Origin of the sequence: Paraburkholderia caledonica (assembly GCF_000383275.1) — a bacterium.
GTDB lineage: Bacteria > Pseudomonadota > Gammaproteobacteria > Burkholderiales > Burkholderiaceae > Paraburkholderia > Paraburkholderia caledonica.
Window position 1 is genome coordinate 671,475 of the sequence record NZ_KB911034.1, and the last position, 19,307, is coordinate 690,781.

13 protein-coding genes are annotated in these 19,307 nt (G+C 64.0%); 10 read left to right on the forward strand and 3 right to left on the reverse strand.

All coding sequences use genetic code 11. From position 1 onward, the window contains the following. Positions 1-92: 92 nt before the first annotated feature. The 4 genes from smc to def all read left to right on the forward strand — a co-directional run bounded on the left by smc (position 93) and on the right by def (position 7,837). Positions 93-3,611 (forward strand): chromosome segregation protein SMC, encoded by a 3,519-nt coding sequence (smc, locus tag H281_RS0103090; RefSeq protein ID WP_020065621.1) that lies wholly within the window; start codon positions 93-95, stop codon positions 3,609-3,611. Positions 3,612-3,727: 116 nt separating this feature from the next. Continuing rightward, complete coding sequence (locus tag H281_RS0103095) at positions 3,728-5,056, forward strand: cell division protein ZipA C-terminal FtsZ-binding domain-containing protein (protein WP_020065622.1); 1,329 nt, start codon at positions 3,728-3,730, stop codon at positions 5,054-5,056. Between the two features lie 184 nt (positions 5,057-5,240). Further along, entirely contained in the window at positions 5,241-7,307 is a 2,067-nt protein-coding gene (ligA, locus tag H281_RS0103100) for an NAD-dependent DNA ligase LigA (RefSeq protein ID WP_020065623.1), read from the forward strand. After that, positions 7,304-7,837 carry a peptide deformylase gene (gene def, locus H281_RS0103105; protein ID WP_020065624.1) on the forward strand — a complete coding sequence of 178 codons (534 nt, stop codon included), beginning with the start codon at positions 7,304-7,306 and terminating at the stop codon, positions 7,835-7,837. The genes ligA and def overlap by 4 nt, the downstream gene beginning before the upstream one ends. Positions 7,838-8,003: 166 nt before the next feature. On the opposite strand, the gene H281_RS37605 is transcribed toward def, so the two are convergent. From H281_RS37605 to map, 3 genes are all read right to left on the reverse strand, one after another. Further along, on the reverse strand, positions 8,004-10,103 hold the full coding sequence (locus H281_RS37605) for a pseudouridine synthase (RefSeq protein ID WP_020065625.1): 2,100 nt from the start codon (positions 10,101-10,103) through the stop codon (positions 8,004-8,006). A 123-nt stretch (positions 10,104-10,226) separates the two neighbouring features. Continuing rightward, positions 10,227-12,806, reverse strand: a complete 2,580-nt coding sequence (locus H281_RS0103115; protein WP_027804249.1) for a [protein-PII] uridylyltransferase — start codon at positions 12,804-12,806, stop codon at positions 10,227-10,229. A 30-nt stretch (positions 12,807-12,836) separates the two neighbouring features. Next, positions 12,837-13,646, reverse strand: a complete 810-nt coding sequence (gene map, locus H281_RS0103120; protein ID WP_020065627.1) for a type I methionyl aminopeptidase — start codon at positions 13,644-13,646, stop codon at positions 12,837-12,839. A 469-nt stretch (positions 13,647-14,115) separates the two neighbouring features. Here map and rpsB point away from each other — a divergent pair, with 469 nt between their 5' ends. From rpsB to H281_RS0103150, 6 genes are all read left to right on the forward strand, one after another. Next, complete coding sequence (rpsB, locus tag H281_RS0103125; RefSeq protein WP_006048672.1) at positions 14,116-14,868, forward strand: 30S ribosomal protein S2; 753 nt, start codon at positions 14,116-14,118, stop codon at positions 14,866-14,868. Positions 14,869-15,070: 202 nt separating this feature from the next. Beyond that, a complete protein-coding gene (gene tsf / locus H281_RS0103130) occupies positions 15,071-15,952 on the forward strand; it encodes a translation elongation factor Ts (RefSeq protein ID WP_020065628.1) in 882 nt (293 codons plus the stop codon). 221 nt (positions 15,953-16,173) lie between these two features. Next, positions 16,174-16,887 carry a UMP kinase gene (gene pyrH, locus H281_RS0103135; protein WP_006048674.1) on the forward strand — a complete coding sequence of 238 codons (714 nt, stop codon included), beginning with the start codon at positions 16,174-16,176 and terminating at the stop codon, positions 16,885-16,887. Between the two features lie 100 nt (positions 16,888-16,987). Further along, on the forward strand, positions 16,988-17,548 hold the full coding sequence (frr, locus tag H281_RS0103140; RefSeq protein WP_027775328.1) for a ribosome recycling factor: 561 nt from the start codon (positions 16,988-16,990) through the stop codon (positions 17,546-17,548). A 154-nt stretch (positions 17,549-17,702) separates the two neighbouring features. After that, positions 17,703-18,485, forward strand: coding sequence for a polyprenyl diphosphate synthase (gene uppS, locus H281_RS0103145; protein ID WP_020065630.1), 783 nt, complete (start codon positions 17,703-17,705; stop codon positions 18,483-18,485). Then, positions 18,479-19,300 carry a phosphatidate cytidylyltransferase gene (locus tag H281_RS0103150; RefSeq protein WP_020065631.1) on the forward strand — a complete coding sequence of 274 codons (822 nt, stop codon included), beginning with the start codon at positions 18,479-18,481 and terminating at the stop codon, positions 19,298-19,300. Before uppS ends, H281_RS0103150 begins: the two co-directional genes overlap by 7 nt. Positions 19,301-19,307: the final 7 nt, after the last annotated feature.

A 19,307-nucleotide genomic window follows, 5' to 3' on the forward strand; every position in this document is an offset into this window, starting at 1 on the left:
AGGAGCGCGGGCCGCATCGCTGCAGCGGCACACGGCTCATGCGGCCTTCGTGAGCCACCTATTTTTTCTCCCTTTCAAACAGCGAAATCGCCGTGCGTCTGACCTCGATCAAACTCGCTGGATTCAAGTCATTCGTCGATCCCACGCATTTCCAGGTTCCGGGCCAGCTAGTCGGCGTGGTCGGACCCAACGGATGCGGCAAGTCCAACATCATCGACGCTGTGCGCTGGGTGCTCGGCGAATCGCGCGCCTCGGAGCTGCGCGGCGAGTCGATGCAGGACGTGATCTTCAACGGCTCGACTGCGCGCAAACCGGGCAGCCGCGCCAGCGTCGAACTCGTGTTCGACAACGCCGACGGGCGTGCCGCCGGGCAGTGGGGCCAGTATGCCGAGATCGCCGTGAAGCGCGTGCTCACGCGCGACGGCACATCTAGCTACTACATCAACAACCTGCCGGCGCGTCGCCGCGACATTCAGGACATTTTCCTCGGCACCGGTCTTGGCCCGCGCGCCTACGCGATCATCGGGCAAGGCATGATTGCGCGCCTGATCGAAGCGAAGCCCGAAGAACTGCGCGTCTTTCTCGAAGAAGCCGCGGGCGTCTCCAAGTACAAGGAACGCCGCCGCGAGACGGAGAACCGCCTGCACGACACGCGTGAGAATCTGACGCGGGTCGAGGACATCGTCCGGGAACTGGGCACGAACCTCGAGAAGCTCGAAGCGCAAGCGGTCGTTGCCACGCGCTACAAGGAACTGCAAACCGACGGCGAAGAGAAGCAACGCCTGTTGTGGCTGCTGCGGAAGAACGAGGCGGGCAGCGAGCAGGAACGTCAGCAGCGCGCCATCGAACAGGCGCAAATCGACCTCGAAGCGCAGACAGCCAAGCTACGCGAAGTCGAAGCGCAACTCGAAACGCTGCGCGTCGCGCATTACTCGGCGAGCGACGCGATGCAGGGCGCACAAGGCGCGCTGTACGAAGCGAACGCCGAAGTGAGCCGGCTCGAAGCCGAAATCAAGTTCATCGTCGAATCGCGCAACCGCGTGCAGGCGCAAATCGCTGCGCTGACCGCGCAGCGTGAACAGTGGCAATCGCAAGCCGAAAAAGCGCAGGGCGATCTCGAAGACGCCGAAGAGCAACTCGCCGTCGCCGAAGAAAAGGCGGCGCTCGCCGAAGAAGAAGCCGCCGCGAAGCACGACGCAATGCCCGCCCTCGAAGCGCGCTGGCGCGATGCGCAAGCCGAACTGAATGCGGAGCGCGGCGGCATTGCGCAGACCGAACAGGCGCTCAAGCTCGAAGCCGCGCATCAGCGCAATGCCGATCAGCAATTGCAGCAGTTGCAGCAGCGTCACGAGCGGCTGAAGGCGGAAGCAGGCGGCCTCGACGCACCCGACGAAGCACAGCTCGAAGAGCTGCGCATGCAACTCGCGGAACACGAAGAGATTCTGCACGACGCGCAGACGCGTCTTGCCGATGCCCAGGAAACCCTGCCGCGTCTGGACGCCGAGCGCCGTGCCGCGCAGGAACGCGTGCAGGCGGAAAGCGCGCAGATTCATCAGCTCGACGCACGCCTTGCCGCGCTCAAGCAGTTGCAGGAAAACGTCCAGACCGAAGGCAAGATTCAGCCGTGGCTCGAAAAGCACGAACTCGGCGGCCTGCCGCGACTCTGGAAGAAGCTGCACGTCGAGTCCGGTTGGGAAGCCGCGCTCGAAGCCGTGCTGCGCGAGCGGCTCGCCGCGCTGGAAGTATCGAATCTCGACTGGGTCAAGGCGTTCGCTACCGACGCGCCGCCCGCCAAGCTCGCGTTTTACGCACCGCCCGTCGCCGGTCAGCCGGCCGCGGCGTCGTCCGCGCTTCGGCCGCTGCTGTCGCTGGTTCGTATCGACGACGCGGGCATCCGCGCGGTGTTGAACGACTGGCTCGGCCTTGCGTTCGTCGCCGACGATCTGCAGCAGGCGCTCAGCATGCGCTCGCAATTGCCCGAAGGCGGCTCGTTCGTCGTGAAGGCGGGGCACGTGGTGACGCGCGTCGGCGTGCAGTTGTATGCCGCCGATTCGGAACAGGCCGGCATGCTGGCCCGTCAACAGGAAATCGAAAATCTCGCGCGTCAGGTGCGCGCACAAGCCCTGCTCGCCGACGAAGCGAAGGCCGCCGCGATCCGCGCCGAAGCCGCGCACACGCAAGCGGCGCAGGCGCTGACCGACGTGCGTCAGCAGGCCGAGCGGGCGACCCAGCGCGTGCACGCGTTGCAACTCGACGTGCTCAAACTCACGCAGGCGCACGAGCGTTACACGCAGCGCAGCACGCAGATTCGTGAAGAACTCGAAGAGATCAACGCACAGATCGAAGAGCAGCGCGCGATGCGTGCGGAATCCGAAGCGAACTTCGAGCGTTACGACGGCGAACTCGCGGAATTGCAGGCGCGATTCGAAGATCACCAACTGGCTTTCGAGGCGCTCGACGAAGCGCTTACCGCTGCACGCGGCGAGGCACGCGACCTTGACCGCGCCGCGACCGACGCGCGCTTCGCCGCGCGCAACATGGCGAACCGCATCGACGAATTGAAGCGTAGCATTCAGGTCGCGCACGAGCAGAGCGAGCGGGTCGAGGCGTCGCTCGAAGATGCACGCGCCGAACTCGAAACCATCAACGAGCAGACCGCTCACACGGGCTTGCAGGACGCGCTCGACATTCGCGCGGTCAAGGAAGAGGCGTTGCACGCCGCGCGTCTCGAACTGGACGACCTGACTGCGAAGCTGCGCGCCGCGGACGAAACGCGTCTCACCGCCGAGCGCGCGCTGCAACCGCTGCGCGACCGCATCAACGAATTGCAACTGAAAGAACAGGCCGCGCGGCTGAACGGCGAGCAGTTCATCGAGCAACTGGCGGCAGCGGGCGTCGACGAGGCGGAGCTGCAGGCCAAACTCACGCCGGACATGAAGCCGTCGTATCTGCAGGGCGAAGTCACGCGCATCAACAACGCGATCACCGCGCTTGGTCCGGTCAACATGGCCGCGCTCGACGAACTCAAGGCGGCCACCGAGCGCAAGTCGTTCCTCGACTCGCAATCGGCCGATTTGACGAGCGCGATCGAGACGCTCGAAGACGCAATCCGCAAGATCGACGCGGAAACGCGCACGCTGTTGCAAGGCACCTTCGACGAAGTGAACCGTCATTTCGGCGAACTGTTCCCGCGTCTCTTCGGCGGCGGCCAGGCGAAGCTGATCATGACCGGCGACGAGATTCTCGACGCCGGCGTACAGGTGATGGCGCAGCCTCCGGGCAAGAAAAATTCGACGATCCACCTGTTGTCGGGCGGCGAAAAAGCGCTGACCGCAACCGCGCTCGTGTTCGCGATGTTCCAGTTGAATCCGGCGCCGTTCTGTCTGCTCGACGAAGTGGACGCGCCGCTAGACGACGCGAACACCGAACGTTTCGCCAATCTGGTACGCGCGATGTCGGACAAAACCCAGTTCCTTTTCATCTCGCACAACAAGATCGCGATGGAAATGGCGCAGCAACTCATCGGCGTGACGATGCAGGAGCAGGGCGTGTCGCGCATCGTTGCCGTCGACATGGAAACGGCTGCGGGTTTCGCCCAGAATATCGTTTAAGTTTTCGTTTGAATCAAGGAAGCGCGGGCGCCCGCGTTCAGCGCTGCGGCACTCGCCGCGCGATACGTGGGGCGGGCGTCAGGACGCGCAGATAAAGAATTGCTGATGGAGCATGCATGGACGAGTTGACACTCGGTTTGATCGGCGCGGGTGCCGTGGTGGTCGGGGGCGTGGTGGTGTACAACGCGTGGCAGGGCGCCAAGGTGCGCCGCAAGATGCCGCGGCCCATGCCCGCGGACGCCGCGGAGAATTTCGCGCGCGACGACCATCAGGAACAGAGCCCGTTTATCGAACCGGCTCGGCCCACAACGCGTCGCGAGCCCGTAGTGGGCGCAGAGGCATCCGCCGACACGGCGTCGGCCCGCGTCGAACCGACTTTTGGCGCGCCGGTAGGCGCGGCACCGCTTGATACGCCGGCCGACATTCAGGCAGAGACGACCACGCCGAATGGCTATCTGTCGGAGGGCGATGATGCCGAGGCCGAGGGTGGCGCAAAGGCGAGCTCCGGTGCCGACGCCGGCAAGGACGCGGCGGCGGCGGGTCAACAACCCGCGAGCAACGCGTCGCGCGAAGCGGACGAACAGATCGAGCCGATTCTGCCGGCTGCCACGACGATCTCGTCCACGCCGCCGGCTATCGTCGATCGCCGCATCGACTGCATCGTGCCGATTCGTCTGAACGGACCGGTTGCGGGCGACAAGGTGATTCCGCTCGCGCAGCGTCTGCGCCGCGCCGGCAGCAAGCCGGTACATATCGAAGGCAAACTCGAGGGCGGCGCGTGGGAGTTGCTGCAAAACGGCGCGCGTTATGAAGAGTTGCGCGCGGCCGCGCAGCTGGCCAATCGCAGCGGTGCGTTGAACGAACTTGAGTTCTCCGAGTTCGTGACGGGTGTACAGCAGTTCGCCGATGCAATCGACGCCTCGCCGGAATTTCCCGACATGCTCGAAACAGTCGCGATGGCGCGTGAACTCGACGGTTTCGCCGCGCAGTGCGACGCACAGTTGTCGATCAACGTGCTCTCCGACGGCGCGCCGTGGTCGGCCAACTACGTGCAAGCGGTGGCGTCGCAAGACGGCTTGCTGCTTTCGCGCGACGGCACGCGCTTCGTCAAGCTCGACGCGCGCCAGAGCCCGGTGTTCATGCTGCAATTCGGCGACACGAACTTCCTGCGCGACGACCTCACGTACAAGGGCGGTCAGATGATCACGCTGGTGCTCGACGTGCCGGTGGCCGACGAAGACATCTTGCCGTTCCGCCTTATGTGCGACTACGCGAAGTCGCTGGCCGAGCGCATTGGCGGGCGGGTGGTGGACGACGGCCGTCGCCCGTTGCCGGAGACCGCTTTGCTCGCAATCGAAAAGCAGTTGATGACGCTTTACGCGAAGCTCGAACAGGCCGGCATTCCGGCAGGATCGCCCGCCACTCGGCGTCTGTTCAGTCAATAACCCGCCGCGTTTCAAAACGCCTCGAACGGCCGCGCAATGCGCGGCCGTTGTCGTTTTGAAGAGCGACGCCGCCGACTTTCGCATACACGCGCTCAGGTCTGCAAGCTGGCCATTCGGCCGATGTAAAGGGGCACGCTTCCTGCGATAATCCAGTGTCCAATTTCACTGAAGAAGCGCCTACAGCATGGCTCGAACTCCCGCCTCAGATCCAGCAACCAGCGCCCCGGCCGAGCGGGCCGCGTGGCTGCGCGCGGAACTCGAACGCGCCAATTACGCGTACTACGTTCTCGACCAGCCCGACTTGCCGGACGCGGAGTACGACAAGCTGTTCAAGGAACTGGAGAGCATCGAGGCGGAGCATCCCGATCTGATCGTCCCTGATTCGCCTACGCAGCGCGTTGGTGGCGAGGCGGCAAGCGGGTTCGAGCCGGTCGTTCACGACCAGCCCATGCTGTCACTGAACAACGGTTTCGCAGACGAAGACATCCTAGCGTTCGACAAGCGCGTGGGCGACGCACTCGGCAACAATGCGAAGGAACCGCCGGTGCCGGTCGACTACGCGGCCGAGTTGAAGTTCGACGGCCTCGCGATCTCGCTGCGCTATGTCGACGGCGTCTTCGTGCAGGCCGCCACGCGCGGCGACGGCACGACTGGCGAGAACGTCACGGAGAACGTCCGCACGATCCGCTCTATTCCTCTCAAGCTGAAGGGCAAGCGCGTGCCGCACATACTCGACGTGCGCGGCGAAGTGCTGATGTTCAAGCGCGACTTCGAGCGTCTGAACGAACGTCAGCGCACCGCGGGTCACAAGGAGTTTGCCAATCCGCGCAACGCCGCGGCGGGCAGCTTGCGTCAGCTCGATTCGAAAATCACCGCGCAAAGGCCGCTGTCGTTCTTTGCGTATGGCATCGGCGTGCTCGAAGGCGTCGAGATGCCGGCGACGCATAGCGAACTGCTCGACTGGTACAAGGAACTCGGCTTGCCCGTCAATGCGGAGCGCGCGGTCGTGAAGGGCGCCGAAGGTCTGCTCGCGTTTTTCCATGCGGTCGGCGAGAAGCGCGACAAGTTACCGTACGACATCGACGGCGTCGTGTACAAGGTCAACCGGCGCGACGAGCAGGACGCGCTCGGCTTCGTGTCGCGTGCGCCCCGTTTCGCTCTCGCGCACAAGTTCCCGGCGCAGGAAGCGTTGACCAAACTGGTCGCGATCGACGTGCAAGTGGGGCGCACCGGCGCGATCACGCCCGTGGCGCGCCTTGAGCCCGTGTTCGTCGGCGGCGCGACTGTCACGAACGCCACGCTGCATAACGAAGACGAAGTGCGTCGCAAGGACATCCGTATCGGCGACACGGTGATCGTGCGGCGCGCGGGCGATGTCATTCCGGAAGTGGTGAGCGCGCTCATCGACCGCCGCCCGCCTGACGCGCATGAATTTGTGATGCCTACGCATTGTCCGGTGTGCGGCTCGAACATCGAGCGGCTACCCGACGAGGCGATTGCACGTTGCACCGGCGGTCTGTTCTGTCCGGCCCAGCGCAAGCAGGCGCTATGGCACTTCGCGCAGCGGCGCGCGTTGGACATCGACGGGCTGGGCGAGAAGATCATCGACCAACTGGTAGAACAGAACCTGGTGCGCACGCCCGCCGATCTGTTCAACCTCGGCTTCTCGACGCTCGCCGAGCTCGACCGTTTCGCAGACAAGTCCGCGCAGAACCTGCTCGACTCGCTCGAAAAGGCCAAGCACACTACGCTTGCCCGTTTTATTTACGCGCTCGGCATCCGCCATGTCGGCGAATCCACGGCGAAAGATCTGGCGAAGCACTTCGGCTCGCTTGATCCGATCATGGAGGCCTCGGTGGAAGCATTGCTGGAGGTCAACGACGTCGGGCCGGTCGTCGCCGAATCCATTCACCAGTTTTTCGCCGAAGAGCATAACCGCACGGTGATCGAGCAACTGCGCGCGCCGGGCAAGGTCACGTGGCCTGAAGGGCCGCCCGCGCCGAAGGCGCCGCAGGGCGTGCTGGCCGGCAAGACCGTTGTGTTGACGGGCACCTTACCGAACCTCGCTCGCGAGGAGGCGAAGGAAATGCTCGAAGCGGCCGGCGCGAAAGTGGCCGGCTCGGTGTCCAAGAAAACAGACTATGTGGTGGCGGGGGCCGAAGCAGGCAGCAAGTTAGCGAAGGCCGAGGAACTCGGCATTCCCGTACTCGACGAAGATGGTATGCGTAAGCTCCTGGAGGGGCAGTTATGATCCGCGAAATTCTCAAGATGGGCGATCCGCGCCTGTTGCGCATTGCCGATCCGGTCGATCACTTCGACACGCCGCAATTGCATGAACTCGTGAAAGACATGTTCGAGACCATGCACCATGCGAACGGAGCGGGGCTCGCCGCGCCGCAGATCGGCGTCAATCTGCAGGTGGTGATCTTCGGGTTCGGCAGCAACGAACGGTATCCGGATGCACCGCCGGTGCCGGAAACGGTGTTGATCAATCCGACTATCACGCCGGTTTCGCTGGATATGGAAGAGGGCTGGGAGGGTTGCCTTTCCGTTCCGGGCCTGCGCGGCGCGGTCAGCCGCTTTTCGATGATCAAGTATCACGGCTTCGACCAGTACGGCACGCCGATCGACCGCGTCGCCGAAGGTTTTCATGCGCGCGTCGTACAGCACGAATGCGATCACCTGATCGGCAAGCTGTATCCAATGCGGATTACCGACTTCGCCAAGTTTGGCTTTACAGAAGTGCTGTTTCCGGACATGGATCCGAATAGCGACGATTGATGCGGCCCGTTGGCCGTTGGCCCTTGGCCCTTGGCCGGCGCCGCGCGTTGACAATAAAAAACCCACGCAAATGCGTGGGTTTTTTATTGGGCTGCTGCGGCGCTCGCTACGCTTCAAGATCACACGAAGCGGTCGATCTCGCAGCCTCTGAGCTTGCTGGATGACGTCAGAACGACTCGTCCGCTGCGAGGTAACGCCACTGGCCAGGCGGTAGCGCGCCAAGCATCACACGGCCCATCCGCACGCGTTTCAGGCCAAGAACCTCGAGGCCGACCAGTTCGCACATCCGGCGAATCTGGCGCTTCTTTCCTTCGCGCAGCACGAAGCGCAACTGCTCACCGTTTTGCCAGTTGACTTGCGCCGGCTTGAGCGGAACGTCGTCGAGCGAGAGACCGTGGCACAACAGCGCGAGGCTTTCCGGAGGGAAGTGACTTTCGACGTCGACCGTGTGCTCGCCGTAGGCGACGCGCACCAGATATTCCTTGTCGATGTCGGAATGGCCGCCGATCAGCTGCTTCGCGATGCGGCCGTCCTGCGTCAACACCAGCAAGCCTGTCGAATCGATGTCGAGACGCCCGGCCGGCGCGAGTTGCCGCAAATGCGCAACCGAGAAGCGAATGTCCGAGCGGTCGCCCTCCCAGCGATTCTCCGGCGTGACGAGCGTGATGGCCGGCTGGTAGCCGTCTTCCGCCTGGCCCGACACGTAGCCGACAGTCTTATGGATCAGCACGGTGACCTGGCTTGCTTGCACGGCCTCGGCAGCAGGATCGATCTCGACCCGCTGATCGGGGCGAACCTTCGTGCCTAACGTGTCGATCCGCTCGCCGTCGACGAGCACCCAGCCTTTCTCGATCCATTCGTCGGCTTCGCGGCGCGAGCACAGGCCCAGTTCGGACATGAGCTTGGAGAGGCGCAGGGTGCCGGGCGCGTCCTCGATATCCCGACGCGGCGTGCGCGGGGCAGCCTCAGCGTGCGGGCGATGTTCGGCCGGAGCGGCGCCGCGCGCCTTGCTGGCTCGCGCGGGGCGCTCGTCGGTGAAACGGCGTTCGGCCGCCGGCGCCTTGTCGAAGCTGCGTGCCGGGCGTTCCGCACGGTCGGTGCGCGGGGCGGCGCGGTCACCGAATTCGCGGCGAGCCGGTGCGCGGTCGCCTCGTTCGCCCCGGTCCCCTCGTGCGTCGCCAGTTGCGCGGGCCGGACGATCGGCGCGGTCGCCATAGCCGCTCTTGACGGGCTTGGCAAAGCTGCGCTCGCCGCCGCGGCGGTCTTGCGAGGCGCCGCGGTCTGCGCTGAAGCGGGGGCGGTCGGAAGCGTCGCGTTCACCACGCGTCGGACGCTCGCCACGCTGGCCGCCTTCCGCGGGACGGCTTGCTCCCGTCCGCGGGCCGCTGGTCGGACGGCGTTCGCCGTCGAAGCCGCGCGAGGCGCCGCGGTCTGCGTTTCCTTCGAAACGGCGAGGCGCGCGGTCGGTGCTGCTGGTGCGGTCTTCGAACCGGCGTGGGGCGCGTTCGCCGCGTTCAGCACTTGGGCCACGGGGCGACCGCTCGCTGCTACCAGCACGGTCTTCAAAGCGGCGGGGCGCGCGGTCAGTGCCGCCCGTGCGATCCTCGAAACGGCGCGGTGCGCGTTCGCCGCGTTCAGCACTTGGGCCACGGGGCGACCGTTCGCTGTTACCAGCACGGTCTTCGAAGCGGCGGTGCGCACGGTCGGTGCTGCCCGCGCGATCTTCAAAGCGGCGCGGTGCGCGTTCGCTGCGTTCGGCACCAGGTCCACGCGGCGGCCGCTCGCTGCTACCAGCACGGTCTTCAAAGCGGCGGGGCGCACGGTCGGTGCTGCCCGAGCGATTTTCAAAACGGCGCGGCGCGCGTTCACCGCCAGGGCCACGAGGTGCACGCTCGCCACCACCCGTCCGATCCTCAAACCGACGCGGTGCGCGCTCGCTGCGTTCACCGCCAGCGCCGCGCGGCGCCCGCTCGTCGCCAGCCGCGCGATTTTCAAACCTGCGCGGCGCGCGCTCACCACCCTCACGCCGCGGACCACGCTCGCCGCTTCCTTCGAAACGCCGCGCCGGTGCGCCCGCACTCTCGCTGCGCGGCGGCCGGTCAGACGTCGCACGTCGTGCGCCGCCGGCTCCGCCCGCTTCGCGTTCGCGCGAGAACGAGCCTTCCGGGCGGGGCGCACGCGGTCCGCGCGCGCCTGCGCCAGCCGGACGCTTCCCACCGGACGACGTCCCCGCGCCTTCGCCTCGCGGGCCACTCGGGTCCGCCATTGACGATTTCGGTCCTGCCGGCCGTGTCGGCTTACGTGCCGACGTGCTGCCGCTACGGACAGGGGCGCGTTCGGACGAAGCCGGCCGCGGGTGCTTGGCTGTTAATTTGTCTCGCATGAAATCTCACACTGCGATCGCGCGCAGCAGTTCCGTCTCGACCTGAATTTGCAGGCGGTTGTCCGACAGACCGTGTCCGTCCAGCAGAAACACGTCCTCGACGCGTTCGCCGAGCGTGTTGATCCGCGCCGACGCGACGCCGACCCGGTGTTCGGCCAGCACGCGCGCGATCGAATAAAGAAGGCCTGGCCGGTCGTTCGCCGACACGGACAGGATGTAGTACTGGCCGCGCTCGTCGGCCCGAAGATCGACGCGCGGTGTAACAGGGAAGGTTCGCGAAAGCCGCGACAAGCGGCCCTTCGACGGCCCCGGGAGCCAGGTGCCGTCGCCGGTTAGGCGCGCGGTCAGTTCCTGCTCGACGAGATTGGCAATGTCGCGATAATGCACGTCTTCTTCGGTATGCGCGACGAGGAAATTATCCAGCGCATAGCCGTGACGCGTGGTGCTGACCCGGGCATCGAGCACCGACAGGCCGTTGCGGTCGAAATACGCACAAATGCCGGCGAACAGATCCGGCTGGTCCTTCACATACACGAGCACCTGAAGCGCTTCGCCGATCGGCGAGGGGCGGGCGCGAACGATCGGCGTGGGCGTCTCGACGTAACGGTAGAGCACGCGCGTTTGCCATGCGATGTCCGCCGCGTCGTGGCGTAGGAAGTAGCCGACGTCGAGCTTGTCCCACAGCGCTTTCTGCGCGCCTTCAGGCACCGTTTCGAGGCGCAGGAGCGCGAGCGCCTCTTCCTGACGCGACTCCAGTTCCGAATGCGCGTCCGGACGCGCGCCGCCGAGCACTGCGAGCGTCGCGCGGTACAGGTCTTCCAGCAGCTTGCCCTTCCACGTGTTCCAGACTTTAGGACTGGTCCCGCGGATGTCGGCCACGGTCAGCAGATACAGCGCGGTCAAACGGCGTTCGTTGCCGACCAGTTCGGCGAAACGCTTGATGACCTCCGGGTCGCTCGTGTCCTGCTTCTGCGCGACCTGGCTCATGGTCAGGTGCTGCTGCACGAGCCAGACCACCAGGTCGCCGTCTTCGCCCTCGATGCCATGATTGCGGCAGAAACGCCGCGCGTCGGCCATGCCGAGCGTGGAGTGGTCGCCGCCACGGCCCTTGGCGATATCGTGAAACAGCGCCGCGACGTACAGCACCCATGGCCGGTCGAAGCCGACGATCAACTGGCTGCAGAACGGATACTCATGCGCGTGTTCCGCGACCGCGAAGCGCCGCAGATTGCGCAGCACCATCAGAATGTGCTGGTCGACCGTGTAGACGTGATACAGGTCGTGCTGCATCTGTCCGACGATGCGCCGGAAGTTGAGCAGATAGCGCCCGAGCACGCTCGTCTGGTTCATCAGGCGCAACGCGTGCGTGATGCCGGCCGGCTGCTTCAGGATGTCCATGAAGAGCCGCCGGTTTTCCGGATCGCGCCGCCAGTGCTGGTCCATCACCTCGCGCGCGTTGTAGATGGCGCGCAGCGTGCGCGCCGACAGGCCTTTGACACCCGGCGTCTGCTCGTACAGCAGGAACGCTTCGAGAATCGCGTTCGGCTCGCGCTGAAACACATCGTCGCTCGCAATCTCGAGCATGCCCTGCTTTTCGACGAAGCGGTCCGACAGCACGCGGGTAATGCCGCTCGTGCTCGGGAAAAGCTGCGCCTCGATGTTCTGGATCAGGATGGTGGCAAGCTGCGTGACCGCCTTGGCGGCCCAGTAATAGCGGCGCATCAGCTGTTCGCTTGCGCGCTTGGTGGCGGTGGGCTTATAGCCGAAACTTTCCGCCACCGCAGTTTGCAGGTCGAACACCAGAATGTCCTGACGACGGCCGGCGGTGACGTGCAACCGGGCGCGCAGCGACTTCAGGAAGCCTTCGTTGCGCCGCAGTTCCTGCGCTTCGCGCTCTGTAATGAGACCGCGCGCTTCGAGTTCGCGCCAACTGCTGCCGAACCCGGCCGCCTGGGTGATCCATAGAATCAGCTGCAGATCCCGCAGCCCGCCCGGGCTTTCCTTGATGTTCGGCTCGAGCGCGTAAGGCGTGTCCTGAAATTTGGCGTGGCGCTGGCGCATTTCCAGTACTTTGGCCTGGAAAAACGCTTTCGGGTCGAGCGCCTCGCGATAACGCTTTGCGAAGTCGTCGAACAGCGCCGCGCTGCCCGTAATGCGCCGCGCTTCGAGCAGCGACGTGCGCACGGTCACGTCGTTCGCGGCTTCTTCGAGACACTGCGAAACGCTGCGTACGCTGCTGCCGAGTTCCAGTCCCAGATCCCATGCCAGGCTGATGAAACGCTCGATACGCGCTTCGAGGTGCTCGAGCGGCGCATCGGGCAGCAGCACCAGAATGTCGATGTCGGAGTGCGGCGCGAGTTCGCCACGGCCATAACCGCCCACTGCGAGGAGCGCAAGATCCGAGGGCAGTTCGCAGGTGTTCCAGGCGGCGCGCAGCGAGTCGTCGGTGGTGCGCGAAAGCGCCGCCATCAACGCTTCCACGTTGGTGGCGGTCTTGAAGCGTTCCAGCAACTGGGCTTTGGCCACTTTGTAGTCCGCCTTGAGCGACTTGGCATGGGACGGGGCGACGGCTGGAACACTACTCATGGGCGGCTGAAGGTCGGGGAGCGAAATCGGTCAGGCCGTGGCGGCGACCATCGGCGGGCGCGCGGGCGTGCCGGCGGAAACGGTCAGTACGTCGTGGCCGGATTCCGTCACGAGCACCGTGTGCTCCCATTGCGCCGAGAGGCTGCGGTCTTTGGTCTTGACCGTCCACTGATCAGGCATGGTGCGGATGTCGCGGCGGCCGGCGTTGATCATCGGCTCGATCGTGAAAATCATGCCGGCTTGCAGTTCGAGCCCTGTGCCGGGACGGCCATAGTGCAGAATCTGCGGATCTTCATGGAACACCGTGCCGATGCCGTGGCCGCAATACTCGCGTACCACGCTGTAGCCTTGCGCCTCGGCGTGTTTCTGGATTGCGTAGCCGATGTCACCCAGATGCGCACCCGGGCGCACCTGGTCGATGCCGAGCCACATGCATTCGAAAGTGGTCTGAACGAGCCGTTTGGCAAGAATCGAACCCTCGCCCACGATGAACATCCGGCTCGTATCGCCAAAATAGCCGTTCTTGATCACCGTGATGTCGATGTTCAGCGCGTCGCCATTCTTGAGCGTCTTGTCGCCGGGAATGCCGTGGCAGATCACGTCGTTGACAGAAATGCAGGTGGCCTTGGGGTAGGGCGGATAGCCGGGCGGCTGATAGTTCAGCGGCGCGGGGACCGTGCCCTGTTCCTTCAGCATGTATTCGTGACACAGGCGGTCGAGTTCGCCGGTCGTGACGCCAGCGGTGACGAACGGCGTGATGTAATCGAGCACTTCGCTCGCCAGTTTGCAGGCGACGCGCATTTGCGCGATATCGTGTTCGTTTTTTAGCGTGATAGCCATGAGTCGGGCCTGAAATGCGATTTATCCCGGGATTATCGCACCATATTCCCGGTGCCGCAGCGTTTTGGCGGTCGCCGGACGGCTTTTGCGCCGGGATTGATGCCCCGTCATTTATGGCCTCGCGGCAGGGCACGAGGCGGCGGCAGGCGTCCGGGTGCAACCGGCGGCAGCGAAGACGGGCAACCGGGCAGGTTGAGTCGGCCGATAGTCGCATGCTATAATCTTTGGCTAAGTCGGTCCTTCTCTTGTCGCCGCTGGCTACCCGTCTGGGCAGTCAGCAGTGTCAGGCAGATGTGAGCGACGCTTCCCGTGGCGCTGGCTGCCCGAGCCATGGGAAAAGCTGTACCGGGCAGCAGACTCGCAAGCCGGCGCACCCAGGGTGTCCGCGGCGCGTAGCCAGGCAAGACTTGACCTGGCAGCGCGGCGGATACGGCAGCCGGCTTAAGACCCAACCCTCGCGGAGATTTTCATGGCAGTTACCATGCGTCAAATGCTGGAAGCCGGTGTCCACTTCGGTCACCAAACGCGCTTCTGGAACCCGAAGATGGCCCCCTTCATTTTCGGTCATCGCAACAAGATTCACATCATCAACCTCGAAAAGACCCTGCCGATGTACAACGACGCGCTGAAGTACGCGCGTCAACTGGCAGCAAACCGCGGCACGATCCTGTTCGTCGGCACGAAGCGTCAATCGCGCGACACGATCGCTCAGGAAGCGCAGCGCGCGGGTATGCCGTACGTCAACGCACGCTGGCTCGGCGGCATGCTGACCAACTTCAAGACGCTGAAGGTTTCGATCAAGCGCCTGAAGGACATGGAAGCAGCGCTGGAAGCAGGTGAAACGGAACGCATGAGCAAGAAGGAAGCGCTCCTGTTCGAACGCGAAATGGCCAAGCTGCAAAAGTCGATTGGCGGCGTGAAGGACATGGGCGGCATTCCGGACGCGATTTTCGTGGTCGACGTCGGCTATCACAAGATCGCTGTTACCGAAGCTAACAAGCTCGGCGTGCCGGTCATCGCAGTGGTCGATACGAACCACTCGCCGGAAGGCATCGACTACGTGATCCCGGGTAACGACGACGCCAGCAAGGCCGTCGCTCTGTACGCGGCTGGCGTGGCTGACGCGATCCTCGAAGGCCGCGCCAATGCGGTCAACGAAGTGGTGCAGGCTGCACGCGGCGACGACGGCGACGAGTTCGTCGAGGTCAACGCGGAAGCGTAAAGCTGCCCTGTGTCCGGCAAAAAAGGGGGCTTTCTACAGGCCCCCTTTTTTTAAGCCGCGACGCCGTAGTGGGGCGCTGTCTCCGGCTGGGGCTGTGTCCGACGCGTTATCCGTAAAAAATGCGCATAACGCTGAAACGAATTCTTGCCGCCGGTATCGAAGTCCGGGCGGCGTGTGACAGATCGAACTCAAGGAGCAAATGATGGCGGCAATTACCGCAAGCATGGTTGCAGAACTGCGCGCAAAGACCGACGCGCCGATGATGGAATGCAAGAAAGCGCTGACGGAAGCCGACGGCGACATGGCGCGCGCTGAAGAGCTGCTGCGCGTGAAGCTGGGCAACAAGGCGAGCAAGGCTGCATCGCGCGTCACGGCTGAAGGCGTGGTTGCCTCGTTCATTGGCGGCAATGCGGGTTCGCTGGTCGAACTGAACTGCGAAACCGACTTCGTCTCGAAGAACGACGACTTCCTGGCTTTCTCGAAGAAGATCGCCGAGCTGGTCGCAACGCAAAACCCGGCTGACGTCGCCGCGTTGTCGGCTCTGCCGCTCGACGGCCAGACCGTCGACGCAGTGCGTCTCGCGCTGGTCGGCAAGATCGGTGAAAACCTGTCGATCCGCCGTTTTGTGCGTTTCGAGACGTCGAACAAGCTGGCTGCGTATCTGCACGGCACGCGCATCGGCGTGCTGGTCGAGTACGCGGGCGCAGACGAGCAGGTCGGCAAGGACGTGGCTATGCACATCGCCGCAATGAAGCCGGTCTCGCTGTCGTCGGACGACGTGCCGGCGGATCTGATCGCCAAGGAACGCAGCATCGCTGAGCAGAAGGCCGCCGAATCGGGTAAGCCGGCTGAAATCGTCGCCAAGATGGTCGACGGCAGCGTGCAGAAGTACCTGAAGGAAGTGTCGCTGCTGAACCAGACGTTCGTTAAGAACGACAAGCAGACGATCGAGCAGATGCTGAAGGCTGGCAACGCGAGCGTCCAGAAGTTCGCGCTGTTCGTGGTCGGCGAAGGCATTGAGAAGAAGCAGGACGACTTCGCTGCTGAAGTCGCCGCTCAAGTGGCTGCTGCAAAGCAACAATAAGCTTCACCTAAGCTTCAGCTAGTACCGTTGTACCCGCGGCAGAGCAAGACTGTGCCGCGGTCGGCAGCGCCGCAAGGCTGCGCGCGGGTCGACCCCCGCTGTGCAGCCGCCATTGACGAGCCTCATGTGTCGATCAATTTGGCGGCGCTTGCCCGAATCAGCATTTCACCCCTACATTAGTCCCTTGTTGTTGCCCTGTTCTGCGCGATCTGGATACCCCTATGCCCACTGCCTACAAACGCGTTCTGCTCAAACTCTCCGGTGAAGCTCTGATGGGCGATGATGCCTTCGGCATCAATCGCGCGACCATCGAACGAATGGTGGCGGACGTGGCCGAAGTGGTCCGTCTTGGAACGCAGTTGGCCGTGGTGATCGGCGGCGGCAATATTTTTCGCGGTGTAGCAGGCGGCGCGGCCGGTATGGACCGCGCCACGGCCGACTACATGGGCATGCTGGCCACCATGATGAACGCGCTGGCACTGCAGGACGCCATGCGGCATGCAGGCATCGAGGCGCGTGTGCAGTCCGCGCTGCGTATGGACCAGGTGGTCGAGCCGTATATCCGCCCGCGCGCGATTCGCCAGCTCGAAGAAGGTAAAGTCGTGATTTTCGCGGCCGGAACCGGCAACCCGTTCTTCACGACCGACACGGCCGCCGCGCTGCGCGGCTCGGAAATCGGCGCTGAAGTCGTGCTGAAAGCCACCAAGGTAGACGGCGTCTACTCCGCCGACCCGAAGAAAGATCCGAGCGCGACGCGCTACACGACGATCAGCTTCGACGAGGCAATCGGCCGCAATCTGCAGGTCATGGACGCGACCGCGTTCGCGCTGTGCCGCGACCAGAAGCTGCCGATCCGCGTGTTTTCGATCGTCAAGCCGGGCGCGCTCAAGCGTATCGTGCTCGGCGAGGACGAGGGCACCCTCGTCCACGTGTAAACTCTCGTTCACATAACGTGGGCTTCGACGCGGGCCCGGGCCGCCGCATATCGCGCGTGCTGGCCGGCTCGCACAGTTTTGAAGGTTCGGAGGTTTAAAAATGTCTGTGGCTGATATCAGGAAGGGCGCTGAGCAAAAGATGCAGCGTTCCATCGACGCGTTCAAGAACGATCTGTCGAAAATCCGTACGGGCCGTGCGCACACGGGCCTGCTCGATCACATCCAGTGCGACTACTACGGCTCGCCGGTGCCTATTTCTCAGGTCGCGAACCTGACGCTGATCGACGCACGCACGATCGGCGTTCAGCCGTGGGAAAAGAAGATGGTTCAAGTCGTCGAAAAGGCGATCCGCGAGTCGGACCTCGGTCTGAACCCGGCTACGCAGGGCGACGTGATCCGCGTACCGATGCCCGCGCTGACCGAAGAACGCCGCCGCGAGCTGACGAAAGTGGTCAAGAGCGAAGCCGAAACGGCCAAGATCGCTGTCCGAAATCTGCGCCGCGACGCTAACGAGCAACTGAAAAAGCTCGTCAAAGACAAAGAAATTTCGGAAGACGACGAGCGCCGTGCAGGTGACGACATTCAGAAGCTGACGGACAAATTCGTCGCTGAAATCGACAAGCTCGTCGTGACCAAAGAAGCAGAGATCATGACGGTGTGATGTTGCTCGGCTCCGTGCAGACACGGAGCCGGCACGGGTTTTCCTGCCCCCTACAGGGGCTGGCGCGAAATGTCAGTCATGCAGCGCCAGGTCTGGGAGCATTCACCAATTCAAGGTTTGCACTTCTTCATTTGCAGTTATTGTCCCGACGGCCATGACCTACACCAGTTCAACCGTGCGCGTGCCTGATGTCGCTGCGGTGCCGCGACACATCGCGATCATCATGGACGGCAATGGCCGTTGGGCCACCCAGCGCCGCTTGCCGCGCGTGGCCGGTCATACGCGCGGCGTCGACGCTGTGCGTGCAGCCGTCGAGGCGTGCGCCCGTCAGGGCGTCGAATATCTGACGCTGTTTGCCTTCAGTTCCGAAAACTGGCGTCGGCCGAACGAGGAAGTGTCGTTCCTCATGCGCCTGTTCGTCACCGCGCTCGAGCGCGAGATCGGCAAGCTGCACGCGAACGGCATCCGTTTGCGGGTGGTCGGCGATCTCGAACGTTTCGATACGCGCATCCGCGATCTGATCAGGCGCGCCGAGACCAAGACCGCGCGCAATACGCGCCTCACGCTGACCATCGCAGCCAATTACGGCGGTCGCTGGGACATTATGCAGGCCACCCGCAAGCTCGCCGAGCAGTCGGCGCTGGCAGGCAAGGCGGTCGAGGTGAACGAGGAATCGTTCGCCGAACATCTGTCCATGGCATATGCGCCCGAGCCCGATCTCTTCATCCGCACGGGCGGCGAGCGGCGCGTCAGCAATTTCCTGCTGTGGCAGCTCGCTTACACCGAGTTCTACTTCACCGACATCTTCTGGCCGGATTTCGACGCCGACGCCCTCGGCCACGCAATCGCGTCATATGCTGAGCGCGAGCGCCGTTTCGGCCGCACCAGTGCTCAACTCGAGCCGCAATCGCAAAACGTCGATTCGCTTCCATGCTAAAAACCCGTGTCATCACGGCGGTCGTCCTCCTGGCGGTGTTCCTGCCCGTCACGTTGTTCGCGCCGGTCGGCGCGTTCGGCGCGCTGATTGCGTTCGTCGTCGTCTTCGCTGCGTGGGAGTGGGCGCGCCTGCTCAAGCTGGGCGGCGCGGGCCCCGTCATTTACGCGCTGGTGGCGGCGGTGGCGCTAGTGGCCAGCACGCGTCTCGGCATCGGCGTCGACGATGCACGGCCGTTTTACAAAGCGGCCGCCATTTTCTGGGTGATCGCCGGCCCGTTCGTGCTGCTGCGCAAACCGACGCTCGCGCAGGGCGCGTGGCGTAACTTCCTGTTTCTCGCCGGGATTGTGATATTCGTCGCGTGCTGGCATGCTCTCGTCGCCGCGCGCATGCAGGGTGTGCCGTTTGTGCTGTCACTGCTGCTATTGGTATGGCTCGCCGATATCGGCGCATACTTCTCGGGGAAGGCGTTCGGCAAGCACAAGCTCGCGCCCGCCATCAGCCCGGGCAAGACGTGGGAGGGCGCGATCGGCGGCTGGCTCGTCGTCATGATTGTCGCGCTGGCGGCGGTCGTTTTGCATGCGTTCGAGCCGACCCTGTATTCCGGCTTGTGGGCGCATTGGGGCGCCCCGCGTGCGCTGCTTGCGCTGACCCTGCTGGTGGTGTTCAGCGTGGTGGGCGACCTTTTTGAATCCATGATGAAGCGCCAGGCCGGCGTGAAAGATTCGAGCGGCCTGTTGCCGGGGCACGGTGGCGTGCTCGACCGCATCGACGCATTGTTGCCGGTGCTGCCGCTTGCCATGCTGCTGCTCGGCTAGAGAAAGA